This window comes from Streptomyces sp. NPDC025793 (assembly GCF_055558375.1).
Genome location: NZ_JBVHMR010000008.1, coordinates 263067 through 287029, shown reverse-complemented (window position 1 = coordinate 287029; position 23963 = coordinate 263067). Strand labels below are relative to the sequence as shown.

Here is a 23963-nt window from a genome sequence, read left to right as displayed (position 1 = left end):
TCGGGGTGCTGGCTGGACGAGGGGGTGCCGTTCGGATCAGGCCGGCCGTGACGAGCAGTGCGGGTCGGGATGATCCGAACGGCACCCCCTAGCTGACCTTCTTCGCCTTCTCCAGGGCCTCGGCCAGACTCGTGAGCAGCGGCACGCACTTGTCGTAGGACAGGATCGGCTCGGGGGAGCGGGAGATGACCTGGCCCGCCTTCACCGCGGGCAGCTTCTTCCAGGTCGGCTTGGTGATGCCGGCCGGCTGGAGCGCTGAGGAACGGTCGTCCATCATGATGATGTCGGCCTGGTACTTGTCGACGTTCTCCCAGCTCAGCGACTCGAACCAGCCGCCGGTCGCCTTCTTCGCGCTCTCCGGCGGCTCGACGAAGTTCACACCGAGGGCCTTGAAGTACTCCAGGTCGACGGAGAGGTCGGTGCCGGAGACGTAGAAGAGCTGGTCGCTCGCGGAGCCGGCCAGCACCTTGATGTCGGGCTTGGCCTTCGCGGCGGCGCGCAGCCGGGTCGCGGCGGCCTCGAACCGCTTCTTGGCGTCGGTCACCGTCGTGGCCTTCATGTCACCGCCGAGCGACGCCGCCAACTCCCACATGCGCTCCAGGGACTTGGTCAGCTGGCGGTCGTAGACGGAGACGGCGACACTGGGGGCCAGTTGCGCGATCTTCTTCTTGGACTCCTCGGGGACGTACCAGAGGGTGCCGGCGTTGTCGAACATCGTGGAGATCAGCACGTCGGGCGCGAGCGAGGCGTACTTCTCGATGTTGAACTGGCCCCAGGCGTTGCCGAGGACGGTCACCTTGCTGACGTCCATGTCGCCGGCCTGGACGTCGGCCTTGCCATCCTTGGTCGTGGTCGGGCCGAAGACGCCCTTGACCTGGACGCCGTAGTCGTGGAGCGCGGCGCCGACGCCGGTGAACGCGACGATGTTCGCGGGCGCCTTGTCCAGCTTCACGGTCGTACCGCGGTCGTCCTTGAACGACCAGGGCCCGGACCTGCCTGCGGCCGTCCCCTTGCCGGAGCCACTGTCTTTGCCCTTGGCGTCCCCGCAGGCGACGAGCGCGGCACCGAGTCCGATGGCGCCGCCCGCGGCGAGGATTCCGCGGCGAGTCAGATGGGTGGCACGGGCAAGGGGCATGGATATGACTGCTTTCGAACGGGGCGTGGCGCCCGCCGGACAGGTTCGAAGATAGGTTAGCCTAACCTCACTTGATGTCCAGGGGTGGGTGCGCCCCCGGCGCCGCGCCGGCTCGGAAAGGGATCGCCCGATACGGCGGACAGTCCGGAGGGGGCACGGCTAGAGTCGCGTGCGCACGGTCGGCTCTGCCGACTGCGACGGGAATGGGTCCGACGTCCCTTTCGGGCGCGGTGTCAGTAGAGGACGCCGCGTCAATCGCGACAACTGCACACACGGCCTGTGCGTCGGCAGGGCCTCAGTTGATCATCCGTTTCCGGGGTGGTCGGCCTGAGACACCTGCCATCCTCCACGTGGTTCGCCCTCGGTTCGGCCCCCTCCTTCCGTGGAAGGCAGCCGAGCGTGGATCTACAGATCGTCCTGGGAATTCTGGGGACGGCGGGTGTCGTCTCCGCCTTCCTCTTCGCCCTCAAGGGCATCCTCGACCAGGTGCCCGACGTGATCCGTGCCTGGCGTCGCGTCGTGGCCGAGGCCCGCAGGGGCGAGCGGCGGCGGGACGACGCCGACCCTCCGGAGTCGGAATGACCGGCATGCCGCCCCGCTGCGCCGGCGACACCGGGGAGGCCTTCTGGCCGACGCCAGTCGCGCCGACATGGCCCCACCGGAAGCTGCGTCCAGGACTCGGCGGCTGTCGTGCCTGCGAGGAACAGCGCCGGGGGACCGCCCTGCAAGAGCGCAGTGCCGGGGCCGAGGAGCATCGCGGCGAACGGCACGTTCAGCACGGCGGGGTGCGCGATGCCACGGCCGTGGCACGACACGACGGCTCTGCGCAGGCGGCTCCGATCTCACCCGTGCCCCTCAACCGGGCTCAGGGTGATGCGCGGCGTCGGCCTTCAAGGCGTCAGCAGGTCCTGAAGACCGACGCCGCGCGACGTCTCCGTGCACTGTTTCAGCTCACCTCGATGGTGACCTTCCACGGTGCGAGGGCACGGGGGCACGTGTGCCCGGGGCCGGCGTGGCACTGCCGCACGGCGGTGACGGTGCTGGTGCCCGGGCCGTTCGCGTGTACGACCGCGTAGGTGTCACCGGCCGGTGTCGTGCCGCTGACAGTCCGAGTCAGGACGTGGGCGTCGCGGGTGCTCGGCATGCTCCACGTGTACGTCAGGCCCCGCTCGCGGGAGGCCTTCAGGCGGATCTCGGTGTCGTCACCGACCGACCGGGCCACGCTGCGGCCGTTGTCGGAGTTGGTGAGGACGAGGCGGTCGGCCCGAGAGGAGTGCGGCGCGGCGGACGCGGCCGTGGTGACCAGTGTGGCGGTCACCATCAGTCCCAGCGTCAATCCGGTCGCGTACTTCGCGGCTTTCACGGTTACCTCCAGGCAGATGACGGACGCGCTGATCAACGTCCCGCACGCCCGTCACGCAATGCCCTGCCCCGAGAGAACCACCTGATTCGCCGAAGACCACCCCGTACCTCTAGCTCACCAGCCCCAGCTCACGCGCGATCAGCATCCGCTGGACCTCGCTCGTGCCCTCGCCGATCTCCAGGATCTTGGAGTCCCGCCACATGCGGGCCACCGGGTACTCGTTCATGAAGCCGTAGCCGCCGTGGATCTGGGTCGCGTCGCGGGCGTTGTCCACCGCGACGGTGGAGGAGTAGAGCTTGGCCAGGGCCGCCTCCTTCTTGAAGGGCTCACCGGCGACCAGGCGGCTCGCCGCGTCGCGCCAGGCCAGGCGGGCCGTGTGGGCCTTCATCTCCATGTCGGCGATCTTGAACTGGATCGCCTGGTTGGCGCCGATCGGACGGCCGAACGCCTCGCGCTCCTTCGCGTACTTCACTGACTCGTCCACACAGCCCTGCGCCAGGCCCGTCCCGAGCGCCGCGATGGCGATGCGGCCCTCGTCCAGGATGCGCAGGAACTGGGCGTAGCCCCGGCCCTCCTCGCCCAGCAGGTTGGCCGCCGGGACGCGGACGTCCGAGAAGGACAGCTCACGGGTGTCCGAGGCGTTCCAGCCGACCTTCGAGTACGGCGCCGCCACCGTGAAGCCGGGCGTGCCCGACGGGACGATGATGGAGGAGATGAGCGGCTTGCCGTCCGGCTTGCGGCCGGTGACCGCCGTGACCGTCACCAGACCGGTGATGTCCGTACCGGAGTTGGTGATGAAGCACTTCGTGCCGTTGATCACCCATTCGTTCGTGTCCGCGTCCAGGCGGGCCGTGGTGCGCGTCGCCCCGGCGTCCGAGCCGCCGTCCGGCTCGGTCAGGCCGAACGCGCCCAGGATCTCGCCGGCGCACAGCCGGGGCAGCCACTCGCGCTTCTGCTCCTGCGTGCCGAACAGGTGCAGCGGCATGGCGCCCAGCGAGACGCCCGCCTCCAGGGTGATGGCCACGGAGGAGTCGACCCGCGCCAGCTCCTCCAGCGCGATGCCGAGGGCCAGGTAGTCGCCGCCCATGCCGCCGTACTCCTCCGGGAACGGCAGCCCGAACAGGCCCATGCGGCCCATCTCGCGGACGATCTCGTACGGGAACTCGTGTCGCTCGTAGAAGTCGCCGATCTTCGGCGCCACCACGTCGTGCGCGAACTCCTCCACCGTACGGCGGAGTTCCTCCAGCTCGGGGCTGAGACGGTGGTCCATGCTGATCACTGGTCCTTGTGGGAGAGAGCGCGGACGGTACGGGACGGGCTGGGGCGGCCCAGCCGTTCGGCCATCCACACGCTGGTGGCGGTGAGACGGCCGAGGTCGACCCCGGTCTCGATGCCGAGGCCGTGCAGCATCCAGACGAGGTCCTCGGTCGCGAGATTGCCGGTGGCCGACCTGGCGTAAGGGCAGCCGCCGAGGCCGCCGGCGGACGCGTCGACCGTGGTCACCCCGTGCTCCAGCGCCGCGTAGGTGTTCGCGAGCGCCTGGCCGTAGGTGTCGTGGAAGTGCACGCCGATCGTGTTCGTCGGCACGCCCTCCTCGTTCAGCAGGGAGAGCAGTTCGAGGACATGGCCCGGGGTCGCCACGCCGATCGTGTCGCCGAGGCTCAGCTCGTCGCAGCCCATGTCCCGCAGGGCGGTGCAGACGCGGGCCACCTGGTGCAGGGGGACCGCCCCCTCCCATGGGTCGCCGAAGCACATGGACACATAGCCGCGCACGTGCACGCCCTCGTCCTTCGCCCGGCGCACCACCGGCGCGAACACGGCCAGCGACTCGTCCAGCGAGCGGTTGAGGTTGGCCTTCGCGAAGGACTCGGTGGCGCTCGCGAACACGGCGATCCGCTCGGCGCCGAGGGCCAGGGCCCGCTCCAGGCCGCGCTGGTTGGGGACCAGCACCGGGAGTTCCACCCCCGGAACGTCCCTCACCAGCGAGAACAGCTGCTCGGCGTCGGCCAGTTGGGGCACCCACTTGGGGTGTACGAAGCTCGTCGCCTCGATCGTCGTCAGGCCGGCACCGGCGAGCCGGCGGACGAACTCCGCCTTCACCTCGGTCGGTACGGCCGTCTTCTCGTTCTGCAGCCCGTCGCGCGCCCCGACCTCGTGGATCCGGACCCGCGCGGGCAGGTCGGTGGCCGGTACGACCATGGGCAGACCCTCGGCGGTCACTGCGCCACCTCCCCGGTCTCCTCGTGCGGTGCGATCACCGCGAGCACCTGGTCCATGGCGACCGTCGTGCCCGGCGTCACGTCCAGCTCGGCGACCGTGCCCGCGTGCGGGGCGGAGATGACGTGCTCCATCTTCATGGCCTCCACCACCAGCAGGCTCTGTCCGGCCGCGACCTCGTCGCCGACGGCGACCTTCACCACCGTGACCGTGCCCGGCATCGGCGCGGTCAGTGAGTCGGCACCCGCGTGCGCGGCCCCGCTCAGGGACGCGGCGACCGGGTCGTGGTCGCGCACCTGCCAGGCGTCGCCGTCGCGCCCGACCCAGTCACCGGCCCGGCGGAAGGTGTGCCAGACACCGTCCAGCGTGACGCTCACCCGGTCCCCGGTGACGGTGTGGGAGCCACGGGGGGTGTACGCCACCGGGTCCTGCACCCGCAGATGGAAGACGGGCGGCTTCGGGGTGCCGCCCAGGCGCCAGCCGCTCGGCACCGAGAAGGGGTCGATCCAGCCCTCGGCGCGGGGCTCCAGCGCTGCCGCGCGTACGGCCGCCGCGGCCTCGTACACCTCCTCCGGCACCTGCGCGGGGACCAGTTCGTCCACCACCCGCTCGACGAGCCCCGTGTCCAACTCGCCGACCACGACCGCGGGATGGCCCAGAAGCCGCCGCAGGAAGCCCGCGTTGGTCGGCACGCCCAGCGTGACCGTCCGCGCGAGGGCCGCCCGGAGCCTCGCCAGCGCCGTCCCGCGGTCGGGGCCGTAGGCGATGACCTTGGACAGCATCGGGTCGTACAGGCTGCCCACCTCGGTGCCCTCGCTGAGCCCGGAGTCCGTGCGGACGCCGTCGCCCTGCGGCTCGTCCAGCAGCAGCACCGTGCCGCCGGAGGGGAGGAAGCCGCGCGCGGGGTCCTCGGCGCAGATGCGGGCCTCGATCGCGTGACCGGTCAGGGTCACGTCCGCCTGTGTGAAGCCCAGTTCCTCGCCGGCCGCCACCCGCAGCTGCCACTCCACCAGGTCCAGTCCGGTGACCAGTTCGGTGACCGGGTGCTCCACCTGGAGACGGGTGTTCATCTCCATGAAGTAGTACTGCGTCGGGTCGCCTCCCGGCACGATGAACTCCACCGTGCCCGCGCCCCGGTACCCGCAGGAGCGGGCCGCCTGCACGGCCGCCTCGCCCATCGACGCGCGCGTGGCCTCGTCGAGGAGCACGCTCGGCGCCTCCTCGACGACCTTCTGGTGCCGCCGCTGGAGCGAGCACTCGCGCTCGCCGAGGTGCACGACGTTCCCGTGGCCGTCGGCCAGCACCTGGATCTCGATGTGCCGGGGCCGGTCGATCCACCGCTCCACGAGCAGCGTGTCGTCGCCGAAGGAGGCGCGGGCCTCGCGTCGGGCGGCGGCGATCTCCTCCTCCAGGGCCGTCATGTCCCGCACCAGGCGCATGCCCTTGCCGCCGCCGCCCGCCGACGGCTTCAGCAGCACGGGCGCGCCCAACGCACGGGCGGCCTCGGCCAGTTCGGGATCGCGGCCGCCGGGCACCACCGGCACCCCGGCCGCCCGCACCGTCTCCTTGGCGCGGATCTTGTCGCCCATGATCGCGATCGCGTCCGCGGAGGGGCCGATGAACGCCAGCCCCGCCTCCTCGCAGGCGCGCGCGAAGGCGGCGTTCTCGGCGAGGAAGCCGTACCCCGGGTGCACGGCCTGCGCACCCGTGCGGGCGGCCGCTTCCAGCAGGCGCTCCACCGACAGATAGCTCTCGGCCGCCGGTGCCGGGCCGATCCGTACCGCCGTGTCGGCCTCCCGGACATGCCGCGCGTCCGCGTCGGCGTCGGAGAAGACCGCCACCGAGCGCACGCCCAGCGAGCGGAGCGTACGGATGACGCGTACGGCGATCTCGCCCCGGTTGGCGACCAGCACTGTGTCGAACACGGTTCCCCTCCTCACATCCGGAAGACGCCGAACTGGGGGTCACCCAGCGGCGCGTTGGCACAAGCCGTCAGGGCCAGACCCAGCACCTGACGGGTCTCCAGCGGGTCGATCACGCCGTCGTCCCAGAGGCGGGCGGTGGCGTAGTAGGCGCTGCCCTGGCGCTCGTACTGCGCGCGGATCGGCGCCTTGAAGGCGTCCTCGTCCTCGGCGGGCCACTGCTCGCCGCGCGCCTCCAGCTGGTCGCGCTTGACGGTGGCGAGGACGGACGCCGCCTGCTCGCCGCCCATGACGGAGATCTTGGCGTTCGGCCACATCCACAGGAAGCGGGGGGAGTAGGCCCGGCCGCACATCGAGTAGTTGCCCGCGCCGTACGAACCGCCGACCACCACCGTCAGCTTCGGCACGCGCGTGCAGGCCACGGCCGTCACCATCTTGGCGCCGTGCTTGGCGATACCGCCCGCCTCGTAGTCCTTGCCGACCATGAACCCCGAGATGTTCTGGAGGAACACCAGGGGGATCCCGCGCTGGTCGCACAGCTCGATGAAGTGGGCGCCCTTCTGCGCGGACTCGGAGAAGAGGATGCCGTTGTTGGCGACGATCCCGACCGGGTGGCCGTGGATCCGCGCGAAGCCGGTGACGAGCGTCTGCCCGAACTCGCTCTTGAACTCGGCGAACCGGGAGCCGTCCGTGATGCGCGCGATGATCTCGCGTACGTCGTAGGGGGTACGGGAGTCGACCGGGACCGCGCCGTACAGCCCGTAGGGGTCCGCCTTGGGCTCGGCGACCGGGGTGACGTCCCAGGGCAGGGAGCGCCGGGCGGGCAGCGTGGCGACGATGTTCCGCACGATCCTGAGCGCGTGCGCGTCGTCCTCGGCGAGGTGGTCGGTGACGCCCGAGACCCGGGAGTGGACCTCGCCGCCGCCCAGCTCCTCGGCCGTGACGACCTCACCGGTCGCGGCCTTCACCAGCGGGGGTCCGCCGAGGAAGATCGTCCCCTGGCCGCGGACGATCACCGCCTCGTCGCTCATCGCCGGGACGTACGCCCCGCCCGCCGTGCAGGACCCGAGGACGGCCGCGATCTGCGGGATCCCGGCCCCGGACATCCGCGCCTGGTTGTAGAAGATCCGCCCGAAGTGCTCGCGGTCCGGGAACACCTCGTCCTGCATCGGCAGGAAGGCGCCGCCGGAGTCGACCAGGTAGACGCACGGCAGGCGGTTGTCGAGGGCCACCTCCTGGGCGCGCAGGTGCTTCTTCACGGTCATCGGGTAGTACGTGCCGCCCTTGACCGTGGCGTCGTTGGCGACGATCACGCACTCGCGCCCGCTGACCCGCCCGATCCCGGCGATCACGCCGGCGGCCGGGGCCGCGCCGTCGTACATCCCCTCGGCCGCGAGCGGGGCCAGCTCCAGGAACGGCGAGCCCGCGTCGAGCAGCGTGTCCACCCGGTCCCTGGGCAGCAGCTTGCCGCGCGCGGTGTGCCGGGCGCGGGCCTTCTCGCCACCGCCGAGCGCCGCCGCGGCCAGCTTGCCGCGCAGCTCCCCGACGAGTGCGAGATGGGCTTGTTCATTGGCCCGCCAGGCCTCCGACGCGGGATCTGCCGCGCTCCGGAGCTCCGGTGCCTCCTGCATCCTGCGGTCCCCTCACCGGTGATCGAACCCGTGGATCACGTGTTAATGAGCGTTAACCATTTCCTCCAGGTTAACGACCGCTAACCTCCCTGTCTAGAATTACTGCATGGTCACCAGAACCGACGCCTCCACCCGGCGCGAGCAGATCCTGAAGGAGGCCGCCCGGCTCTTCGCCGAGCGCGGATTCCACGGTGTCGGGGTGGACGAGATAGGCGCCGCCGTCGGTATCAGCGGTCCCGGCCTGTACCGCCACTTCCCGGGCAAGGACGCGATGCTCGCCGAGCTGCTGGTGGGCATCAGCGGCCAGCTGCTGACGGGGGCCAGACGACGGCTGGCGGAGGCGGACGGCGCCACCGGCGCGCGAGCCGTCCTCGACTCGCTCGTCGAGGGCCACATCGACTTCGCCCTGGACGACCGCCCGCTGATCACCCTGCACGACCGCGAGCTGGACCGGCTGCGCGACAGCGACCGCAAGCTGGTGCGCCAGCTCCAGCGGCAGTACGTCGAGCTGTGGGTGGAGGTGGTCCGCGAGGTGTATCCGGCGCTGACCGAGCCCGCCGCCCGCTCCGCCGTCCACTCCGTCTTCGGCCTGCTGAACTCCACCCCCCACCTCGGCCGCGCCGGCACCCTGCCCGGCCGTGGCGCCACGGCCGCCCTGCTGCACCGGATGGCGTGCGGGGCGTTCAAGGCGGCGGGCGTCGCCGGGGAGTGACGTGCATCTCTGGACGCGGTCGCGTACTGGCCGGTATCTTCAAGTCTGAGCAAGCGCTTAGACAGCCGATATGCCGAGGTACGTGGAGGTAACCGTGCGCCGTACGGTGTTCAACGAGGATCACGAGGCGTTCCGGGAGACCCTCCGCGCCTTCATCGAGGCCGAGGTCGTGCCGGTCTACGACGAGTGGTTCGCCGCCGGCCAGGCGCCGCGCGACTTCTACTACAAGCTCGGTGAGCTGGGCATCTTCGGCATCAACGTGCCCGAGGAGTTCGGCGGGGCGGGCCTGGACAGCCACAAGTTCGAGGCCGTCCTCTACGAGGAGACCGCGCGCGCGGGCGTCCAGTTCGGCGGCTCCGGCGTGCACGTGCTGCTCGCCCTGCCCTACATCAAGATGCTGGCCACGGACGAGCAGAAGAAGCGCTACCTGCCGAAGTTCGTCACCGGCGAGGAGATGTGGGCCATCGCGATGACGGAGCCGGGCACCGGCTCCGACCTCGCGGGCATGAAGTCCACCGCCAAGCTCTCCGAGGACGGCACGCACTACGTCCTCAACGGCGCCAAGACCTTCATCACCGGCGGTGTCCACGCCGACCGCGTGATCGTGTGCGCCCGCACCTCCGCGCCCACCGCCGAGGACCGCCGCCACGGCATCTCCCTGTTCGCCGTCGACACCAAGTCCGAGGGCTACTCCGTCGGCCGCAAGCTCGACAAGCTCGGCCTGAAGACCTCCGACACCGCCGAGCTGGCGTTCGTCGACGTCAAGGTGCCCGTCGAGGACCTGCTCGGCGAGGAGAACAAGGGCTTCTACTACCTCGGCCACAACCTCGCCTCCGAGCGCTGGGGCATCGCCTTCGGCGCCTACGCGCAGGCCAAGGCCGCCGTCCGGTTCGCCAAGCAGTACGTGCAGGAGCGCACCGTCTTCGGCAAGCCGGTCGCCCACTTCCAGAACACCAAGTTCGAGCTGGCCGCCTGCCAGGCCGAGGTGGACGCCGCCGAGGCCGTCGCCGACCGCGCCACCGAGGCGCTGGACGCCGGCGAGCTGACGCCCGCCGAGGCCGCCTCCGCGAAGCTGTTCTGCACCGAGGTCGCCCACCGCGTGATCGACCGCTGCCTCCAGCTGCACGGCGGCTACGGCTACATGAACGAGTACCCGATCGCCCGCCTGTACGCCGACAACCGCGTCAACCGCATCTACGGCGGCACCAGCGAGATCATGAAGTCCATCATCGCCAAGGACATGGGCCTGTAAGGGCCGTGCAACCCGCCGCCCACGAGTGGCCGGTACAACTGACGCCATGAGCCAGGCACTTCAGGACCTCCTCGATCTGCTCGACCTGGAGCAGATCGAGGAGGACATCTTCCGCGGCCAGTCCCGCTCCGCCGTCGTACCCCGCGTCTTCGGCGGGCAGGTCGCGGCGCAGGCGCTGGTCGCCGCGGGGCGGACGGTCCCCGCTGACCGGCCCGCCCACTCCCTCCACGCGTACTTCCTGCGCCCGGGCGACCCCGGCGCGCCGATCGTCTACACCGTGGACCGCATCCGCGACGGCCGCTCCTTCACCACGCGCCGCGTCGTCGCCGTCCAGCACGGCAAGCCGATCTTCCACCTCTCCGCCTCCTTCCAGGTGGACGAGGAGGGGCTCGACCACCAGACGCCGATGCCGCCCGCCCCGGACCCGGCGACCCTGCCCACCTCCCAGGAGCGGCTGCGCGGCTACGGCCATCTCGATCCGGCCGTGGTCGAGAAGTTCCTCGAGGCCCGGGAAGCGGTCGATCTGCGCTACGTCGAGGAGCCGCCGTACGGCCGGTTCGGCACGGCGCGCGAGCCGCACTCGCAGGTGTGGTTCCGCACCAACGGCAAGCTCGACGACGACCCCCTCCTCCATGTCGTCCTCGCCACCTATGTCTCCGACATGACCCTCCTCGACTCCGTGCTGCTCGCGCACGGCCGTGGTGGGTGGGCCGTGGGGGACGTCGTGGGCGCCTCGCTGGACCACGCGATGTGGTTCCACCGGCCCTTCCGCGCCGACGAATGGCTGCTGTACGACCAGGAGTCGCCGTCCGCGCACGGCGGCCGGGGTCTCGGCCAGGCCCGGATCTACACACAGGACGGGCAACTCGCCATCACCGTCATCCAGGAGGGCGTGGTCCGCGTCCCACGTGCCTGATTCGTCCCGAGATGCCGGATGGCGGATGGGCCACTACGCTCATTCAGTGAAGCCGCAGTACACGGCGTGACCGACCGGACACGATTCGTGCAAGCGGAACGTGTGATGCCGGAAGGCATGGCCGTGTGGCCAACCTCTGCGGTGACACCTGAAGAGCGCGCCGTGCCTTCCCCCTCCGTGAGCGCGGCGCCCGACCATCCGACCCGCCCCTCCGCTTCCCCGGGAGACGCGGCAGATGATGGAAACGAAAGGGTACAACCCATGCGAGCACAGCGCATCAAGCGTTATGTCGTGCTGTCCACTGCCGGCCTGATGCTGGCGGGCGGAGCCTCGATCGGCGCGGCCGGCACCGCTGCTGCGGCGCCCGAGGGCCACCGCGGCGGCCACCACCGGCACCACGAATGCGGCTGCGGCGGCGGCCGTCACCATCACGGCGGCCGTCACCACGGCGGCAACCGCGGCCGCAACGGCGGCGGCAACCGCGGCCGCAACGGCGGCGGCGACCGCGGCCGCAACGGCGGCGACAACGGCCGCGGTGGCGGCGACAACGGTCGCAACGGCGGTGGCGACAACGGTCGCAACGGCGGTGGCGACAACGGCCGCAACGGCGGTGGCGACAACGGCCGCTGACCACTGACGCAGACAGCGCCTACACTGTGCGGCTCCGCGCGCGAGGAGCCGCACAGTGCTGTCGTCCGGTGCCGTCAGTCCGTCACGAGCCCCGACTCCGCCAGCAGATAGGCCGTCAGCGGGTCGTAGTGACGCGGGCTCAGCACATGGTCGTCCAGCGGTACGACGGCCTGGAGGGTGCCCTCGGACTCGGCGAGGAACAGCGCCGGGTCGTTGCAGTCGGCGTACCCGACGGAGTCGACACCGTGCTGCCCGGCGTACCCGGCCCAGCCGTGGTCGGCGACGACGAGGTCGGGCAGCGGACGCCCCTCGCGCTCAAGTCCCGTCAGAACGGCCCGCATCGGCTCCCCGGAGTGGGTGTGCCACAGCGTCGCCCCGTGCTCCAGCACCGCCACGTCCGCGAACTGCATGACGTAGCCCTCGTCCGTCTGGAGCCCGTCCGGGATGACCACGATCTCGCAGCCGGCGGCGCGCAGCGCGGCGGCCGTGGCCCGGTGCACGTCCAGCAGGCCGCCCGGGTGACCGGTCGCGAACAGCACCCGCTGGCGACCCTCGGCCGCCTTGCGCAGCCGCGCCGCCATCCGCTCCAGCCCGTCCACGGTCAACTCGGGGTCGATGGTGTCCTGTCCGTACCGGTACTCGGGGTCGTCGTTGACGCCCACCCGCTCGGCCATCACGGCGAGCACGTCCTGCTCGTCCGCCCAGCGGTCGTCCAGCTCCAGACCGAGCCAGTAGTGGCGGTCGCCGTTGGCCAGCTTGCGGTAGTGGGAGAGGTTGTTCTCGCGGGGCGTGGCGACGTCCCCCGCGATACGGGTCCTCACCAGATGGTCGACGAGCTGGGCGCGGCTGGGTGTCCCGGATATCGGCATGCCTTCCATTGTGAGGCAGCGCGGGGCGGGCGTAAGGTATGTCGAATCGACATAGGGGGAGGGGGACGGACATGCGTGCCGCCGCTGTGACGCCCGCGGGTGATCTGATGCGCTGGGTGGAACTGCCGGGGGAGGAGGCGGCCCGTGTGTACGTGCACGGCCTGGGAGCCACCTCGCCGGCGTACTTCGCCGCGGCCGCGGTCCACCCGCTGCTCGCCGGCCGCCGCTCGCTGCTGATCGACCTGCTCGGACACGGCATCAGCGACCGTCCGGCGGACTTCGACTACACCCTCGAATCCCACGCGGACACGCTGGCCGCCGCCCTGACCTCCGCCGGAGTCACGGGCGGCGAGCTCATCGCGCACAGCATGGGCGGCTCCGTGGCGATCGTGCTGGCCGCCCGCCACCCCGGGCTGGTCTCACGCCTCGTCCTGATCGACGCCAACCTCGATCCGCTCCAGCCCCGGCCGCGCGGGGGCGGCAGCAGCGGCATCGCGTCCTACTCGGAGGAGGCGTTCCTGGCGGGCGGCTGGGCGGAGGTCCGCGACCGGGTCGGCCCGCACTGGTGGTCCACCATGCGCCTGGCCGGTCGCGAGGGGCTGTACCGCAGCGCCGCGCATCTCGTCCGCGGCACCACCCCCACCATGCGCCAACTCCTCGTCGGCCTGCCGATTCCGCGCACCTACCTGCTCCCCGAGGCCGATGACGCCTTCACCGGCATCGAGTCCCTGGAGGCGGCCGGCGTCACCGTGACGCGGGTACCGGACTGCGGCCACAACATCATGCTGGACAACCCCGAGGGATTCGCGCGCGCGACGGCGGCCGGCCTGGCGTGACCCCGGCGGCGTCACGGCACCTGCGCCAGCCGGGGTTCGAGGGCGCGGGCCGTGTCCGCGCCGTACGCCCGGTCGATGCGGGCGACGAGGTCCGACGGGATCAGCTTGTACTCCTGGGTGCCGACCGACTCCAGCGCCGTGGTGGCCAGGGCGCAGCCGAGCCGGGCGGACTGTTCCTGCGGCCGGCCCCACGCCGTACCGGCGAGGAAGCCGGAGCGGAAGGCGTCCCCCGCCCCCGTGGGGTCGGCGATCTCGTCCGCGGGCACGGCGGGTATCCGCAGGGCGGGCGCGCCGGAGCGGGCCAGTGACACCCCGGCCTCGCCCAGTGTGGTGATCCAGGTGCCGATCCGGCCGAGCAGGTGCTCGCGGGTCCATCCGGTGCGTTCGAGCAGCAGCGCGGCCTCGTACTCGTTGGTGAACAACCACCGTACGCCGTCGATGAGTTGACGGGCCTGCTCGCGGTCGAGGCGGGCGAGCTGCTGGGAGGGGTCGGCGGCGACGGGGATGCCGAGACGGTGGGCCGCGGCGGTGTGGCGCAGCATGGCGGCGGGGTCGTCGGCGCCGATCAGCACGAGCGCGGGCCTGCCGGTGCGCCCGGCGACCGCGGCCAGGTCGATCCGGGACGCCTCGGCCATGGCACCGGCGTAGAAGGTGGCGATCTGGTTCTGGTCCTCGTCGGTGGTGCACACGAAGCGCGCGGTGTGCAGACGTTCGCTGACGCGGACGCCGGACGTGTCGACGCCGTGCGCCCGCAGCCAGGCGCCGTACTCGGCGAAGTCGACGCCCGCCGCACCGACCAGGAGCGGATCGAGGCCGAGCAGGCCGAGCCCGAAGGCGATGTTGGCGCCGACCCCGCCTCTGCGCACCTCCAGCCGGTCGGCGAGGAACGACAAGGAGATCCGCTCCAGTCGCTCCTTGATCAGCTGCTCGGCGAAGCGCCCGGGAAACACCATCAGATGGTCGGTCGCGATCGACCCGGTCACGGCGATACGCATGGACGGCACTCCTTGGTCCTGGGGCCGGGGCAGGGGAGAGGGGGAGGGAGAGAGGGGAGGGGAGGGCGCGTGCGGCGCCGTGCGGGTAAGCGGTGCGCGGCCGGGGGAAACCGCGCACCGCCGTCTGCCGCGCCGGACCGCGTCCGGCGGCGCGCCGTCAGCCCGCCGCCACCGCCTGGCGCAGGGCGGCGGCGCGGTCGGTGCGCTCCCAGGTGAAGTCCGGCAGCTCCCGGCCGAAGTGGCCGTAGGCCGCGGTCCGGCCGTAGATCGGACGCAACAGGTCGAGATCGCGGATGATCGCGGCCGGGCGCAGGTCGAAGACCTCGGTGACGGCGTGCTCGATCCTCTCGACGGCGACAGCGTGGGTGCCGAACGTCTCGACGAACAGGCCCACCGGCTCGGCCTTGCCGATGGCGTACGCGACCTGGACCTCGCACCGCTCGGCCAGCCCGGCCGCGACGACGTTCTTGGCGACCCAGCGCATCGCGTACGCCGCCGAACGGTCCACCTTGGACGGGTCCTTGCCGGAGAAGGCGCCGCCGCCGTGCCGGGCGTAGCCGCCGTAGGTGTCGATGATGATCTTGCGGCCGGTCAGGCCCGCGTCGCCCATCGGGCCGCCGATCTCGAAGCGGCCGGTCGGGTTGACCAGCAGGCGGTAGCCGTCGGTGTCCAACTTGATCCCGTCGTCGGCGAGTTGGGCGAGGACGTGTTCGACGACGTACTCGCGGACGTCGGGCGTCAGCAGACGGTCCAGGTCGATGTCGCTCGCGTGCTGCGAGGAGACGACGACGGTGTCCAGGCGGACCGGCCGGCTGCCCAGGTACTCGATGGTGACCTGGGTCTTGCCGTCGGGACGCAGGTAGGGGACGGTGCCGTCCTTGCGGACCTGCGTCAGACGGCGCGCGAGGCGGTGCGCCAGCTCGATGGGCAGTGGCATCAGGGTCGGCGTCTCGGTGGTCGCGTAGCCGAACATCAGGCCCTGGTCGCCCGCGCCCTGCCGGCTCAGCTCGTCGGCCCCGGCCGACGGGGCGGCGCCCGCGCCCCTGGACTCGTACGCCGTGTCGACGCCCTGCGCGATGTCCGGGGACTGCGCTCCGATCGACACCGACACCCCGCACGAGGCGCCGTCGAAGCCCTTGGCCGAGGCGTCGTAGCCGATGTCGAGGATCTTCTCCCGCACCAGCGCGGGGATGTCGACGCGGGCGGAGGTCGTCACCTCGCCCGCGAGGTGCACCTGACCGGTGGTGATGAGCGTCTCGACCGCGACGCGCGAGGCGGGGTCCTGACGCAGCAGCGCGTCGAGGACGGTGTCACTGATCTGGTCGGCGATCTTGTCGGGATGGCCCTCGGTCACGGACTCCGAGGTGAACAGGGAGCGGGACATGGCACTCCAGAACGGAAGAGGGGTGGGCGGGTGGTACGCGCTCGGCCGTACCGGCGCGGCTGCGCCGCGCCCTGGTCACCGCGCCGGTCCGGTCTTGCGGAAGACCCAGTAGTCGCCCCCCTCCTCGGCGATGTAGTGGGCGTCGCGGAGCGTGAACTCCAGCGAGACCAGCTCTCGGACCCGGTCCGAGCGGGCGAAGTCCTCGAATCCCGTCGCGGTGGCGTAGCTGCCGCGGGTGGACACCACGATCAGTCCGCCCGGCAGCGCGTACTCGATCAGCGTGAGCAGGGCCGTCGGGCGCACATGGCCGAGGGTGAACACACCGCTGCTGACCACGATGCCGTACCGGTCCAGCCGCTCGTCCCGCCGGGCCACCGAGAGATCCACGCCGCCGTAGACCTTCCGGTACGCGTTGGTCCTGCCGGCCTCGGCGGCCATGTTCTCCGACAGGTCGACGCCGTCTATGACGTAGTCGCCCAGCGAACGCAGGACGACGCCGACCAGGCCGGTACCGCAGCCGGCGTCGAAGACGGCGGTCTTTGGCGCCGCGTAGGCGGAGGCGAGCAGGTGCACCAGGTTGGCGGCCACACGCGGCGACACCCACTTCTGGTCCGTCAGGTCCACGTCGTACCGCGGCGCCCAGTCCTCGTAGTAGCTCTTCAGGCCGGGGGAGTCGTCGAAGAACACGTGGGACTTCTTGATGTTGGTGAAGGAGTTGCTCATGAAATTGCCTCCTTGTCGGATGACGCCAACGAGCGTGGCCGCTGCGCACTCGGCCCGCTGCGGGAGTTCCTCACGTCGAACACCAGGTAGACGGCGATCCCGGAGAGCACGAACAGGGCACCGCCGACCTCGGTCCAGGAGGGCGTCCGCCGCTCCACCGGCAGGCTCATGATCGCCCCGAAGATGGTCTCGGTGGCGAGCAGCGGCCCGACCAGCGGAACCGGGATGCCCTGTGCCGCCTTCACCCAGATGTACGTCCCCCACCAGGATCCGATGACGCCCAGGAACACGCACCACGCGATGATCTTGAACAGGGGGTACGGGGTGAACGTCGCGTCGGGTGTGGTGGCGAGGGCGAAGGGGAGCAGGACCATGGAGGCGCCACCGGCGCCCATCGCCACCAGGGCCGCCCAGATGGTGGGGTCCGGCTTCGTCTCCCAGGTGCGCTGCGACTGGGCGTTGCGGACCACGAAGTAGGACCAGGTGAGCATGGCCCCGAGGGCCAGCGCGATGCCGAGGATCGAGTCGTTCGCGCCGTCCGCACGCTGTCCGTGGACGAAGTCCGAGGAGCTGAGGAGGGTGAGGCCGATCAGGATCAGGACGACCGGTGCGACCAACTCGCTCCACGACATTCGCTTTTCGGCGACATTGCCGGCCACCGCGATCGTGATCGGTGACGATCCCACGACCACGGCGGTGATGAAGCCGCTGCCCATGGTCGCGGAGTACGAGACGCAGACGTAGAAGCAGAAATACCCCACGAAGCCGAGGTACAGGCCGAAGAGGATCCGCCGGAGGGGCATCTGCCCGAGCTGGCGCCGGCCGCGGTACAGGACGTAGAGGCCGCACAGCCCGAACAGGGAGTAGCGGCCGGTGACCAGCAGGAGCTCGCTCGCGGGCTTGACGGCGGCCGGTGCGACGAAGGCGAAGGCCCAGAGCAGGGCCGCCGTCAGCGCCGCGGCCACGTTCTTTCGCGTGCTGCCCATCACGGAGCCGTGTTTCGGCCGCCGGGATTCATGAATTCCACCTCGGCGCGCCGGAGTCGGGAATCTTCACGGAGTCGAGAACGGCGACCGTGTGCCCGACCTTTTCGCCGCGCTCGACCAGGGTCAGCGCGTCCACCGCGGATATCTCGAACGGCGAGAGCCGCTTTTCCAGTCGGAGCGCCTGCGCCCCGGCCGCCGCGACCGACAGGCCCTCGAACGCGTCACGCAGAATGTTCACCGGATAGAAGTGGAACGGCCCCAGTCCCTCGCGTTCCCACTGGGCGTAGCCGCCGACGACGTCGCGCGGTTCGGACTGGACCTTCCAGGTGTAGGTCAGGATGCTGCCGTTGTATCCGGCGGCCCCGGAGAGGGCCAGGATCTCGGACAACGGCACGCGCGCACCGATGGACGACAGCACATGGCCGCCGACCCGGAGGAACGGATGCGCCTGCTGGAGGGCCAGATAGTGCAGCGTGACGAGGTTCTTCTCGGCGAAGCCGGGGATCTCCTCGCTGCGCTCCGTGATGAAGGTCGAGCTGGTCTGGCCGGCGGCGAGGTCCCCGCTGTCCGCCATCGGGATGTTGGGGAGGTTCTCGTAGACCACGTCGACCTGGGACAGCCGTCCGGCCATCGGGGCGAGGATGTCCCCGGCGCCCCCGACCAGTTGGACGTCGTCGTCGAGCAGATTGCTCCGGATGTTCTCCCGCGCGTGGGCGAGGACGTCTTCGTGGAGGTCGGTGAAGCCCACCGTCCGTGCGTGCAGGATCTCCACGGCCGCCAGGGCGTCCAGCCCCGCGCCCGTCCCGATCGTGCAGAAGGTCGGGGCGAGGACGCCCATCCGGGCCAGGGTCTTGAACGCCGGCACGGCGACGCTCGCGACCCAGTCGGCGCGTGGCTCGTCCGCCTTCGGAAGGTAGGAGTGGTCCGACAGCCTGAGTCCGATGGATGATCTGATCCGCTTTGTTTCACCGACCTGGAAGAAATCGCCCGGCGACACCACCAGTTCGGCAGATTCTATGTGTGCACCCATCTCGGCCTCCTCAGACGTGACGACAGCGGCCTGCACCGAAGAAAGGAGTGGGAAATCGCATCCCGCTCTTCACGGGGCCGGCGTCCCTGCGGTGGAAGTGGCTTCACTATCGTCACCTCGTGCAACGGCTGTACAGGGTCGGCCTGTTGTCTCTCGACGGGCAACGGCAGAACCGCCGGGCAAGGGACCCGATGTGCTGTACACGTACGACGCCGCATCACATGTGCCGTACTCGCCTTCTGGCCATTGCCGCGAGGCGGGTGCTCATTCCTCGGCCACGTCCGGGGTGATTCTCATACCTCCACGAAGCGGACGTCTCGCCGCCTCGCCGGGACCGGCCGCTACCAGACGGGATGTCAGATTTCAACACCAGGGCCCGATTCGGCCACCCCGACGCCGCGTCGTTGACACCGGAAAGATCGCCTCCCTAGCATGTAGCTATACCGGTAGGTATACCTCTCCATCTCTCTCCCCCCACGAAGGAGATGTACGCGTGTCGCTCCATCTGTCAGGAGAAGAGCCCCGGTGAAACCCGTATACATCCGCGACGACGCCGAGCTGCAGCGTGCACACCTCTCGCTCGTCGGCCGGTCCCTGCACCGCTCCGGCTGGCTGCCGGGAACGTTCGGCAGCGTCTCGCTCCGCTCGGGTGAAGCGGTCATGATCACGGCGGGCGGTCTGAACAAGGGCGTGATGGATCCGGCGGACACGGTGCTGGTCGACCCGTTCGAAGGCCTGCCGCTGTCCGGGGAGACCGAGTGGCCCCCCGCCGAGACCCCGATCCACCTCGCGGTCCACCGCCGGCTGCCCGACTGCGCGGCGGTGGTCCACGCGCACGCCCCGTACTCCACCGCCCTCGCCACCCTGGCCGCCGGCGACGGGCACATCGGCCGCGTCGTCTTCCGGGACCTGGAGATGGCGAAGGGTCTCGGCAGCCCGGACCCCCGCCTGGTCGCACTGCCGGTCGTCGCCAACCGGCCCGACGTCTCCCGTGTCGCCGACGACGTGACGCGGGCCCTCGACGCCGCGGCCGCCGACGTGCCGCCGGCCCTGCTCGTCGAGCGCAGCGGCATCCTCGCCTGGGGCCGGGACACCGACGAGGCGCGCGACAGACTGGAGTGCATCGAGGAGCTGAGCCACTTCCTCCTGCTGACGGGCACCGGCACGGCCGGCGCGGTCACGGTGCATGCTCGGTGACGCTGTTGCAGATCATGCCGGAGGACGCGCCGGAGACGGTGCGGGTGCGGACCGGCGACGTGGACGTCATCCACAAGCAACTGCTCGGAATCGGTGTGCGCTTCGCGCGCTGGCACGCCGCCCGCCGGCTCCCGGCCGACGCCGACGACGCCACCATCAGACATGCCTACCGGAGCCACATCGGACATCTCGGTGCCGAGGGCTACCCGGTCGCCGACATCGCGCGCGTCACGTCCTCGCCGGGCGACCGGGACCGTCCCCGGCGGACACATCCGGCCCGTGCGAGGTTCCGTACGGAACACTTCCACGACGAGGACGTGGTGCGCTTCGTCGTGCACGGGGCCGGCTGCTTCTACCTCCATGTCGCCGGACAGGTGCACGCGATGCTGTGCACGGCGGGCGACCTGCTGTCCGTACCCGGCCGGACGGCGCACTGGTTCGACGCGGGGGCGCGCCCGTGCTACACCGCGATCCGTTTCTTCCAGGAGGCCGGCGAGCGCCCGGTCCGGTTCCTGCCGGACGGCATCGCCGCCCGCTTCCCGGCCTTCGACGATCTGCCGGCGACGTCATGAGCCGCGCCGTCCGCACCACTGTCCGGGCCGGGCGATGTCGCGTCTGCGGCGAGACGCCCGACGCGCCGGACCCGCACCGCTCGTGAGATCCGCGGCGGACAGCCCGCCGACGCGTCGCCGCCCACGGCCCACGGCCGGCCGCTCCGGCAGCGGGAGGCCCGCTCTTCCCGCCCGGCACGTCCCGGGGCCGCCACCGGCTCACTGACCACTGCGCCGCAGGAGCCGGACGGGGCAGGACGGGGGACGCGGCCGGCGTCGGTCATCACGTGCTCACCAGGGACTCGGGGACGAGTACGCCCTGCCGGCACACCCGCGCAACCCGCCTGGACCGGCTCGGAGCACGCGACCTGGCGTGCCGGGCCGATTCGGACCATTCGTACAACAGGGGGCTTGACAGTGGTACGGGAACTGGCACAGGACACGGCAGCGACGCACTCTTCGCGCACGGGAGCCGACTGTCCCGCGGGTGCCGGCGCCGCGGGGACGTTCGGGCAACTGCTCCGCGCCCACCGGCAGCAGCGAGGGCTCTCGCTCTCGCAGCTCGCCGCCCGGATGCATTTCAACCGGGGGCACCTCAGCAGGATCGAGACGGACAAGCGGCTGCCCTCGGTGAGCTTCGCGAAGGCCTGCGACCGGGTGCTGAACGCGGGCAGGACCTTCACCACCATCGCCCTGGCCCTGGAAGCGGCCGCCCGCCAGCAGCAGGGATGGGTCCAGCCCGCCCAACTGCCTGCGGCCAAACGGCACTTCGTGGGCCGCCGTGGCCACTTCGACCGGCTGGACAGGCTGCTGCACGGCCACGAGCAGTCCCTCGCGGTACCCGTCGCGGTCATCAACGGGCCGCCGGGCGTGGGAAAGACGGCGCTGGCCGTGCAGTGGGCCCACCAGGCCGTCAGCGACGGCCGGTTCGCCGACGGACAGCTGTTCGTCGATCTCCAGGGCCCCGAGCCGGGCGGCGCGGCGGCGCCCTACGACGTCCTGGCGGACCTGCTCCGTGCCGTGGGCGTGCCCGCCGAGCGCGTTCCGGCGGACCTGGACCAGCGGGCCGCCACCTTCCGTTCCTATCTGCACGGCCGTGAGGTGCTGCTGGTCCTGGACAACGCCGCGGACGCCCAGCAGATCCGCCCCCTGCTCCCGGGCTCCGCGGGCTGTGCCGTCGTGGTGACCAGCCGCTCGCGCCTGCCCGGACTGATGTCCCTGACCGACGCGGTCACCCTGTCCCTGCGCGAGCTGTGCCGGCCCGAGGCCGCCCTGCTGATCCGCTCGGCCATCGGCGGCGCACGCGCCGACGCCGACCCCGCCGCGGTGGCCGTACTGGCGGAACGCTGCGGGCATCTCCCCCTCGCGCTGGTCCTGGCGGCCGAGCGCATCGTGAGCCATGAGCACCACAGCGCCGACGCCCTGGCCACCGAACTCAAGCAGGAGCACGCCCGGCTGGAGCTCGCCGAGGGGGACGTCGTGCTCCGTGACGCGTTCGACGCCTCCTACCAGGCGCTCGACGAGCAGACCGCGCGTGTCTTCCGGCTGCTGGGGCTGCTCCCGGGCCGGCTGATCGACGCCGCCGCCACCGCGGCGAGCGCGGGCGTCAGCCAGGACGAGGCCGCACGGCTGCTGCGCAGCCTCGCCGGCGCGCATCTGATCCGGAGCCAGGACGAGCGCCACTACCTCATGCACGACCTGCTGCGGGCGTACGCCGCCGACCTGGCCAGGCGGCTGGACGGCAACTCCGCCGGCGGCCGGGTACCCGCTCGGCGAGCGAAACGGAATTCGCGTTTCGTTCCGGCGCGTGCCCGTGTCGCGTCCGGGACCGGAAAGCCGATTCCGGTGAACACCGGTATTCGGTGCGGAGAGCGGGCGTGAGAGCGAGAGAGCGAGGGGAGCGGAAAGAGAGACACGAGCGGGACGGGTGAAAAGGGCGCCATTCGTGGCGTGTTACCGCGTACGCGCCCTTTCGACCAGGACGCGGGCGACCTGCTCGGCGTGATCGACCGCCCGGCCCACCGACCCCATGGAGTCGGCGACGCAGGCCCCCTCGTGCAGGATCAGCACCTGGGCGGCCAGCGTGGCGGGATCCCGGAGGCGGGCCTGTGCCGCGAGGTCCTCCAGGTAGGCGAGGAGCCAGGACTTCTGGTCGCGGGCGACCTCCCGGCCCGGGTGGTCCGCCGGCAGCTCCACCGAGGCGTTGATGAAGGCGCAGCCCCGCAGGCTCCGCTCGCGCATCCAGTCGCGCAGGGCGCCGAACGTGGCCAGGATCTTCTCTTCCGCGGGCCCGTCATGGCCGTTGACGTGCTTCACCAGCGTGGAACGCCAGAGACCGTCGCGCGTCCGCAGATAGGCGACGACGAGGTCTTCCTTCGAGCCGAAGCGGTCGTAGATGGTCTTCTTGGTGACGCCCGCCTCCTCGGCGATCGCCTCCACGCCGACCGCGCGGATCCCCTGCTCGTAGAAGAGCCGGGAGGCGGTCTCCAGCACCCGGACACCCGCCGGCGTCAGGTGCCGCATGCCGCGCCGCTTGCTCCCTCGACCGACGGTCTCGCTGTTCATCGCCACGCCGTAACGGTACACCCAGCGGTATAGTTACAACAGCCGCTGCGACCCGGTCCCGGCAATTCACACGCCTCCTTTCGTGAATTGGCTGATGATTCCGGCAACGACTGTGAATTCCACCGGGATTCGGACGCGCTGTTTTCCGACCGGAATGCCCAATGCCGGTTCCGGCCGCCTGCGACATGCCGCCGATGGGGTAATCGCGGTCCTGGACAGCCGGTTCGGGCCACGCTGGGTGCCGCCGGAACGCGACGACGAGGAGGCGGGATGACCCGGGCGCCCGACATCGAGGTGGTCGTCCTCGACGTCCTCGGCACGATGGTCGACGAGCCCGGCGGACTGCGCGCGGCCATCCGGGACGCCCTGCCCGCGTCCGACGAGGCGACCGTCGACCGGCTGCTGACCGTCTGGCAGGAGTACGTCGAGCAGGCTCAGGACGGCATCAGGGAGAGGCGGCGGGCCTACGCCAACTCCGATGTCATCGACCGGGAGGCGGCCGAGCGCGTGGCCGCAGGCGCCGGGCTCACCGATCCGGCCGCCCTCGCGCGCCTGGCCACCGCCGCACGGCGCCTCAACCCCTGGGCCGACTCCGTCGCCGGCCTGGCACGCCTCGCCGAGCGCTTTCCCGTGCTGGCCCTCACCCACGCCAGTCGCGCGTGCCTGCTGCGCCTCAACGCGCATGCGGGCCTGCGCTGGCACCAGGCCCTGTCCGCGGAGGACGCCCGGGCCTGCAAACCGGCCCCGGAGGTCTACCGACTCGCCCTCGACGCGGCGGGCTGCCCACCGGAGCGGGTGCTGATGGTCGCCGCCCACGCCTGGGACCTGCGCGGAGCCCAGGCGCTGGGCATGCGAACCGCCCATGTCCGGCGACCGGTCGGGGACCCGCCACGGGACACCGACACCTTCACCTGGCGGACCCACGACCTGACCGAACTGGCCGAAGTCCTGCCCTAGGGGGTGTCGTTCGGATCATGCCGGCGTCGCGGGGTCTGGTGCGCGCTCCCCCAGAGGGACCCCCAGCCGCGTTGTCGTCGGTCGCCGACTCT

Annotated in this window: 23 protein-coding genes; 10 read left to right on the top strand and 13 right to left on the bottom strand. The window is 71.2% G+C overall.

All coding sequences use genetic code 11. The features are described 5' to 3' along the window. Positions 1 to 88 precede the first annotated feature (88 nt). Entirely contained in the window at positions 89 to 1135 is a 1047-nt protein-coding gene (locus ACZ4MF_RS18695) for an ABC transporter substrate-binding protein (protein WP_467493062.1), read from the bottom strand. Between the two features lie 399 nt (positions 1136 to 1534). On the opposite strand from ACZ4MF_RS18695, the gene ACZ4MF_RS18690 reads away from it, so the two are divergent. After that, the gene (locus ACZ4MF_RS18690) at positions 1535 to 1717 is read left to right on the top strand and encodes a hypothetical protein (protein ID WP_467493061.1); all 183 of its coding nucleotides are present in this window, start codon (positions 1535 to 1537) and stop codon (positions 1715 to 1717) included. Between the two features lie 364 nt (positions 1718 to 2081). Here the strand turns inward: ACZ4MF_RS18690 and ACZ4MF_RS18685 are convergent, their stop codons facing one another. The 5 genes from ACZ4MF_RS18685 to ACZ4MF_RS18665 form a co-directional block, all read right to left on the bottom strand. Continuing rightward, complete coding sequence (locus tag ACZ4MF_RS18685) at positions 2082 to 2498, bottom strand: hypothetical protein (RefSeq protein WP_467493060.1); 417 nt, start codon at positions 2496 to 2498, stop codon at positions 2082 to 2084. Positions 2499 to 2607: 109 nt separating this feature from the next. Beyond that, positions 2608 to 3768 (bottom strand): acyl-CoA dehydrogenase family protein, encoded by a 1161-nt coding sequence (locus ACZ4MF_RS18680; protein WP_356023226.1) that lies wholly within the window; start codon positions 3766 to 3768, stop codon positions 2608 to 2610. A 5-nt stretch (positions 3769 to 3773) separates the two neighbouring features. Then, positions 3774 to 4718, bottom strand: coding sequence for a hydroxymethylglutaryl-CoA lyase (locus ACZ4MF_RS18675; RefSeq protein ID WP_467493059.1), 945 nt, complete (start codon positions 4716 to 4718; stop codon positions 3774 to 3776). Then, positions 4715 to 6640, bottom strand: a complete 1926-nt coding sequence (locus ACZ4MF_RS18670; RefSeq protein WP_467493058.1) for an acetyl/propionyl/methylcrotonyl-CoA carboxylase subunit alpha — start codon at positions 6638 to 6640, stop codon at positions 4715 to 4717. The genes ACZ4MF_RS18675 and ACZ4MF_RS18670 overlap by 4 nt, the downstream gene beginning before the upstream one ends. Before the next feature lie 11 nt (positions 6641 to 6651). Further along, on the bottom strand, positions 6652 to 8268 hold the full coding sequence (locus ACZ4MF_RS18665; RefSeq protein ID WP_467493057.1) for a carboxyl transferase domain-containing protein: 1617 nt from the start codon (positions 8266 to 8268) through the stop codon (positions 6652 to 6654). 106 nt (positions 8269 to 8374) lie between these two features. Between ACZ4MF_RS18665 and ACZ4MF_RS18660 the strand changes: the two genes are divergently transcribed. From ACZ4MF_RS18660 to ACZ4MF_RS18645, 4 genes are all read left to right on the top strand, one after another. Continuing rightward, positions 8375 to 8980, top strand: a complete 606-nt coding sequence (locus ACZ4MF_RS18660) for an SACE_7040 family transcriptional regulator (RefSeq protein WP_467493056.1) — start codon at positions 8375 to 8377, stop codon at positions 8978 to 8980. Between the two features lie 94 nt (positions 8981 to 9074). Next, positions 9075 to 10232: an acyl-CoA dehydrogenase family protein gene (locus ACZ4MF_RS18655; protein ID WP_356023214.1), complete on the top strand. Its 1158-nt coding sequence runs from the start codon at positions 9075 to 9077 to the stop codon at positions 10230 to 10232. Between the two features lie 46 nt (positions 10233 to 10278). Next, entirely contained in the window at positions 10279 to 11148 is an 870-nt protein-coding gene (gene tesB, locus ACZ4MF_RS18650) for an acyl-CoA thioesterase II (protein WP_356023211.1), read from the top strand. Between the two features lie 261 nt (positions 11149 to 11409). After that, a complete protein-coding gene (locus ACZ4MF_RS18645; RefSeq protein WP_467493055.1) occupies positions 11410 to 11778 on the top strand; it encodes a hypothetical protein in 369 nt (122 codons plus the stop codon). Between the two features lie 74 nt (positions 11779 to 11852). Here ACZ4MF_RS18645 and ACZ4MF_RS18640 read toward each other — a convergent pair whose 3' ends face one another. Further along, positions 11853 to 12647: a phosphatase gene (locus tag ACZ4MF_RS18640; protein WP_467493054.1), complete on the bottom strand. Its 795-nt coding sequence runs from the start codon at positions 12645 to 12647 to the stop codon at positions 11853 to 11855. A gap of 71 nt (positions 12648 to 12718) precedes the next feature. On the opposite strand from ACZ4MF_RS18640, the gene ACZ4MF_RS18635 reads away from it, so the two are divergent. After that, positions 12719 to 13483 carry an alpha/beta fold hydrolase gene (locus tag ACZ4MF_RS18635; RefSeq protein WP_467493053.1) on the top strand — a complete coding sequence of 255 codons (765 nt, stop codon included), beginning with the start codon at positions 12719 to 12721 and terminating at the stop codon, positions 13481 to 13483. An 11-nt stretch (positions 13484 to 13494) separates the two neighbouring features. Here ACZ4MF_RS18635 and ACZ4MF_RS18630 read toward each other — a convergent pair whose 3' ends face one another. The 5 genes from ACZ4MF_RS18630 to ACZ4MF_RS18610 all read right to left on the bottom strand — a co-directional run bounded on the left by ACZ4MF_RS18630 (position 13495) and on the right by ACZ4MF_RS18610 (position 18601). Continuing rightward, positions 13495 to 14478, bottom strand: coding sequence for a carbohydrate kinase family protein (locus tag ACZ4MF_RS18630; RefSeq protein ID WP_467493052.1), 984 nt, complete (start codon positions 14476 to 14478; stop codon positions 13495 to 13497). A gap of 157 nt (positions 14479 to 14635) precedes the next feature. After that, positions 14636 to 15862 (bottom strand): methionine adenosyltransferase, encoded by a 1227-nt coding sequence (gene metK / locus ACZ4MF_RS18625; protein WP_467493051.1) that lies wholly within the window; start codon positions 15860 to 15862, stop codon positions 14636 to 14638. 75 nt (positions 15863 to 15937) lie between these two features. Then, entirely contained in the window at positions 15938 to 16585 is a 648-nt protein-coding gene (locus ACZ4MF_RS18620; protein WP_467493050.1) for a class I SAM-dependent DNA methyltransferase, read from the bottom strand. Beyond that, positions 16582 to 17571, bottom strand: a complete 990-nt coding sequence (locus ACZ4MF_RS18615; RefSeq protein WP_467493049.1) for a DMT family transporter — start codon at positions 17569 to 17571, stop codon at positions 16582 to 16584. Before ACZ4MF_RS18615 ends, ACZ4MF_RS18620 begins: the two co-directional genes overlap by 4 nt. A gap of 28 nt (positions 17572 to 17599) precedes the next feature. After that, entirely contained in the window at positions 17600 to 18601 is a 1002-nt protein-coding gene (locus ACZ4MF_RS18610) for a class I SAM-dependent methyltransferase (RefSeq protein ID WP_467493048.1), read from the bottom strand. 525 nt (positions 18602 to 19126) lie between these two features. Here ACZ4MF_RS18610 and ACZ4MF_RS18605 point away from each other — a divergent pair. The 3 genes from ACZ4MF_RS18605 to ACZ4MF_RS18595 all read left to right on the top strand — a co-directional run bounded on the left by ACZ4MF_RS18605 (position 19127) and on the right by ACZ4MF_RS18595 (position 22230). Beyond that, complete coding sequence (locus tag ACZ4MF_RS18605) at positions 19127 to 19798, top strand: class II aldolase/adducin family protein (RefSeq protein ID WP_467493047.1); 672 nt, start codon at positions 19127 to 19129, stop codon at positions 19796 to 19798. After that, a complete protein-coding gene (locus ACZ4MF_RS18600; protein WP_467493046.1) occupies positions 19795 to 20370 on the top strand; it encodes a cupin in 576 nt (191 codons plus the stop codon). Before ACZ4MF_RS18605 ends, ACZ4MF_RS18600 begins: the two co-directional genes overlap by 4 nt. Positions 20371 to 20766: 396 nt before the next feature. Continuing rightward, on the top strand, positions 20767 to 22230 hold the full coding sequence (locus ACZ4MF_RS18595; RefSeq protein ID WP_467493093.1) for a helix-turn-helix domain-containing protein: 1464 nt from the start codon (positions 20767 to 20769) through the stop codon (positions 22228 to 22230). Between the two features lie 72 nt (positions 22231 to 22302). Here the strand turns inward: ACZ4MF_RS18595 and ACZ4MF_RS18590 are convergent, their stop codons facing one another. After that, positions 22303 to 22914: a TetR/AcrR family transcriptional regulator gene (locus ACZ4MF_RS18590; RefSeq protein ID WP_356023276.1), complete on the bottom strand. Its 612-nt coding sequence runs from the start codon at positions 22912 to 22914 to the stop codon at positions 22303 to 22305. Positions 22915 to 23184: 270 nt separating this feature from the next. Between ACZ4MF_RS18590 and ACZ4MF_RS18585 the strand changes: the two genes are divergently transcribed. Next, positions 23185 to 23871, top strand: coding sequence for a haloacid dehalogenase type II (locus ACZ4MF_RS18585; protein WP_467493045.1), 687 nt, complete (start codon positions 23185 to 23187; stop codon positions 23869 to 23871). Positions 23872 to 23963: the final 92 nt, after the last annotated feature.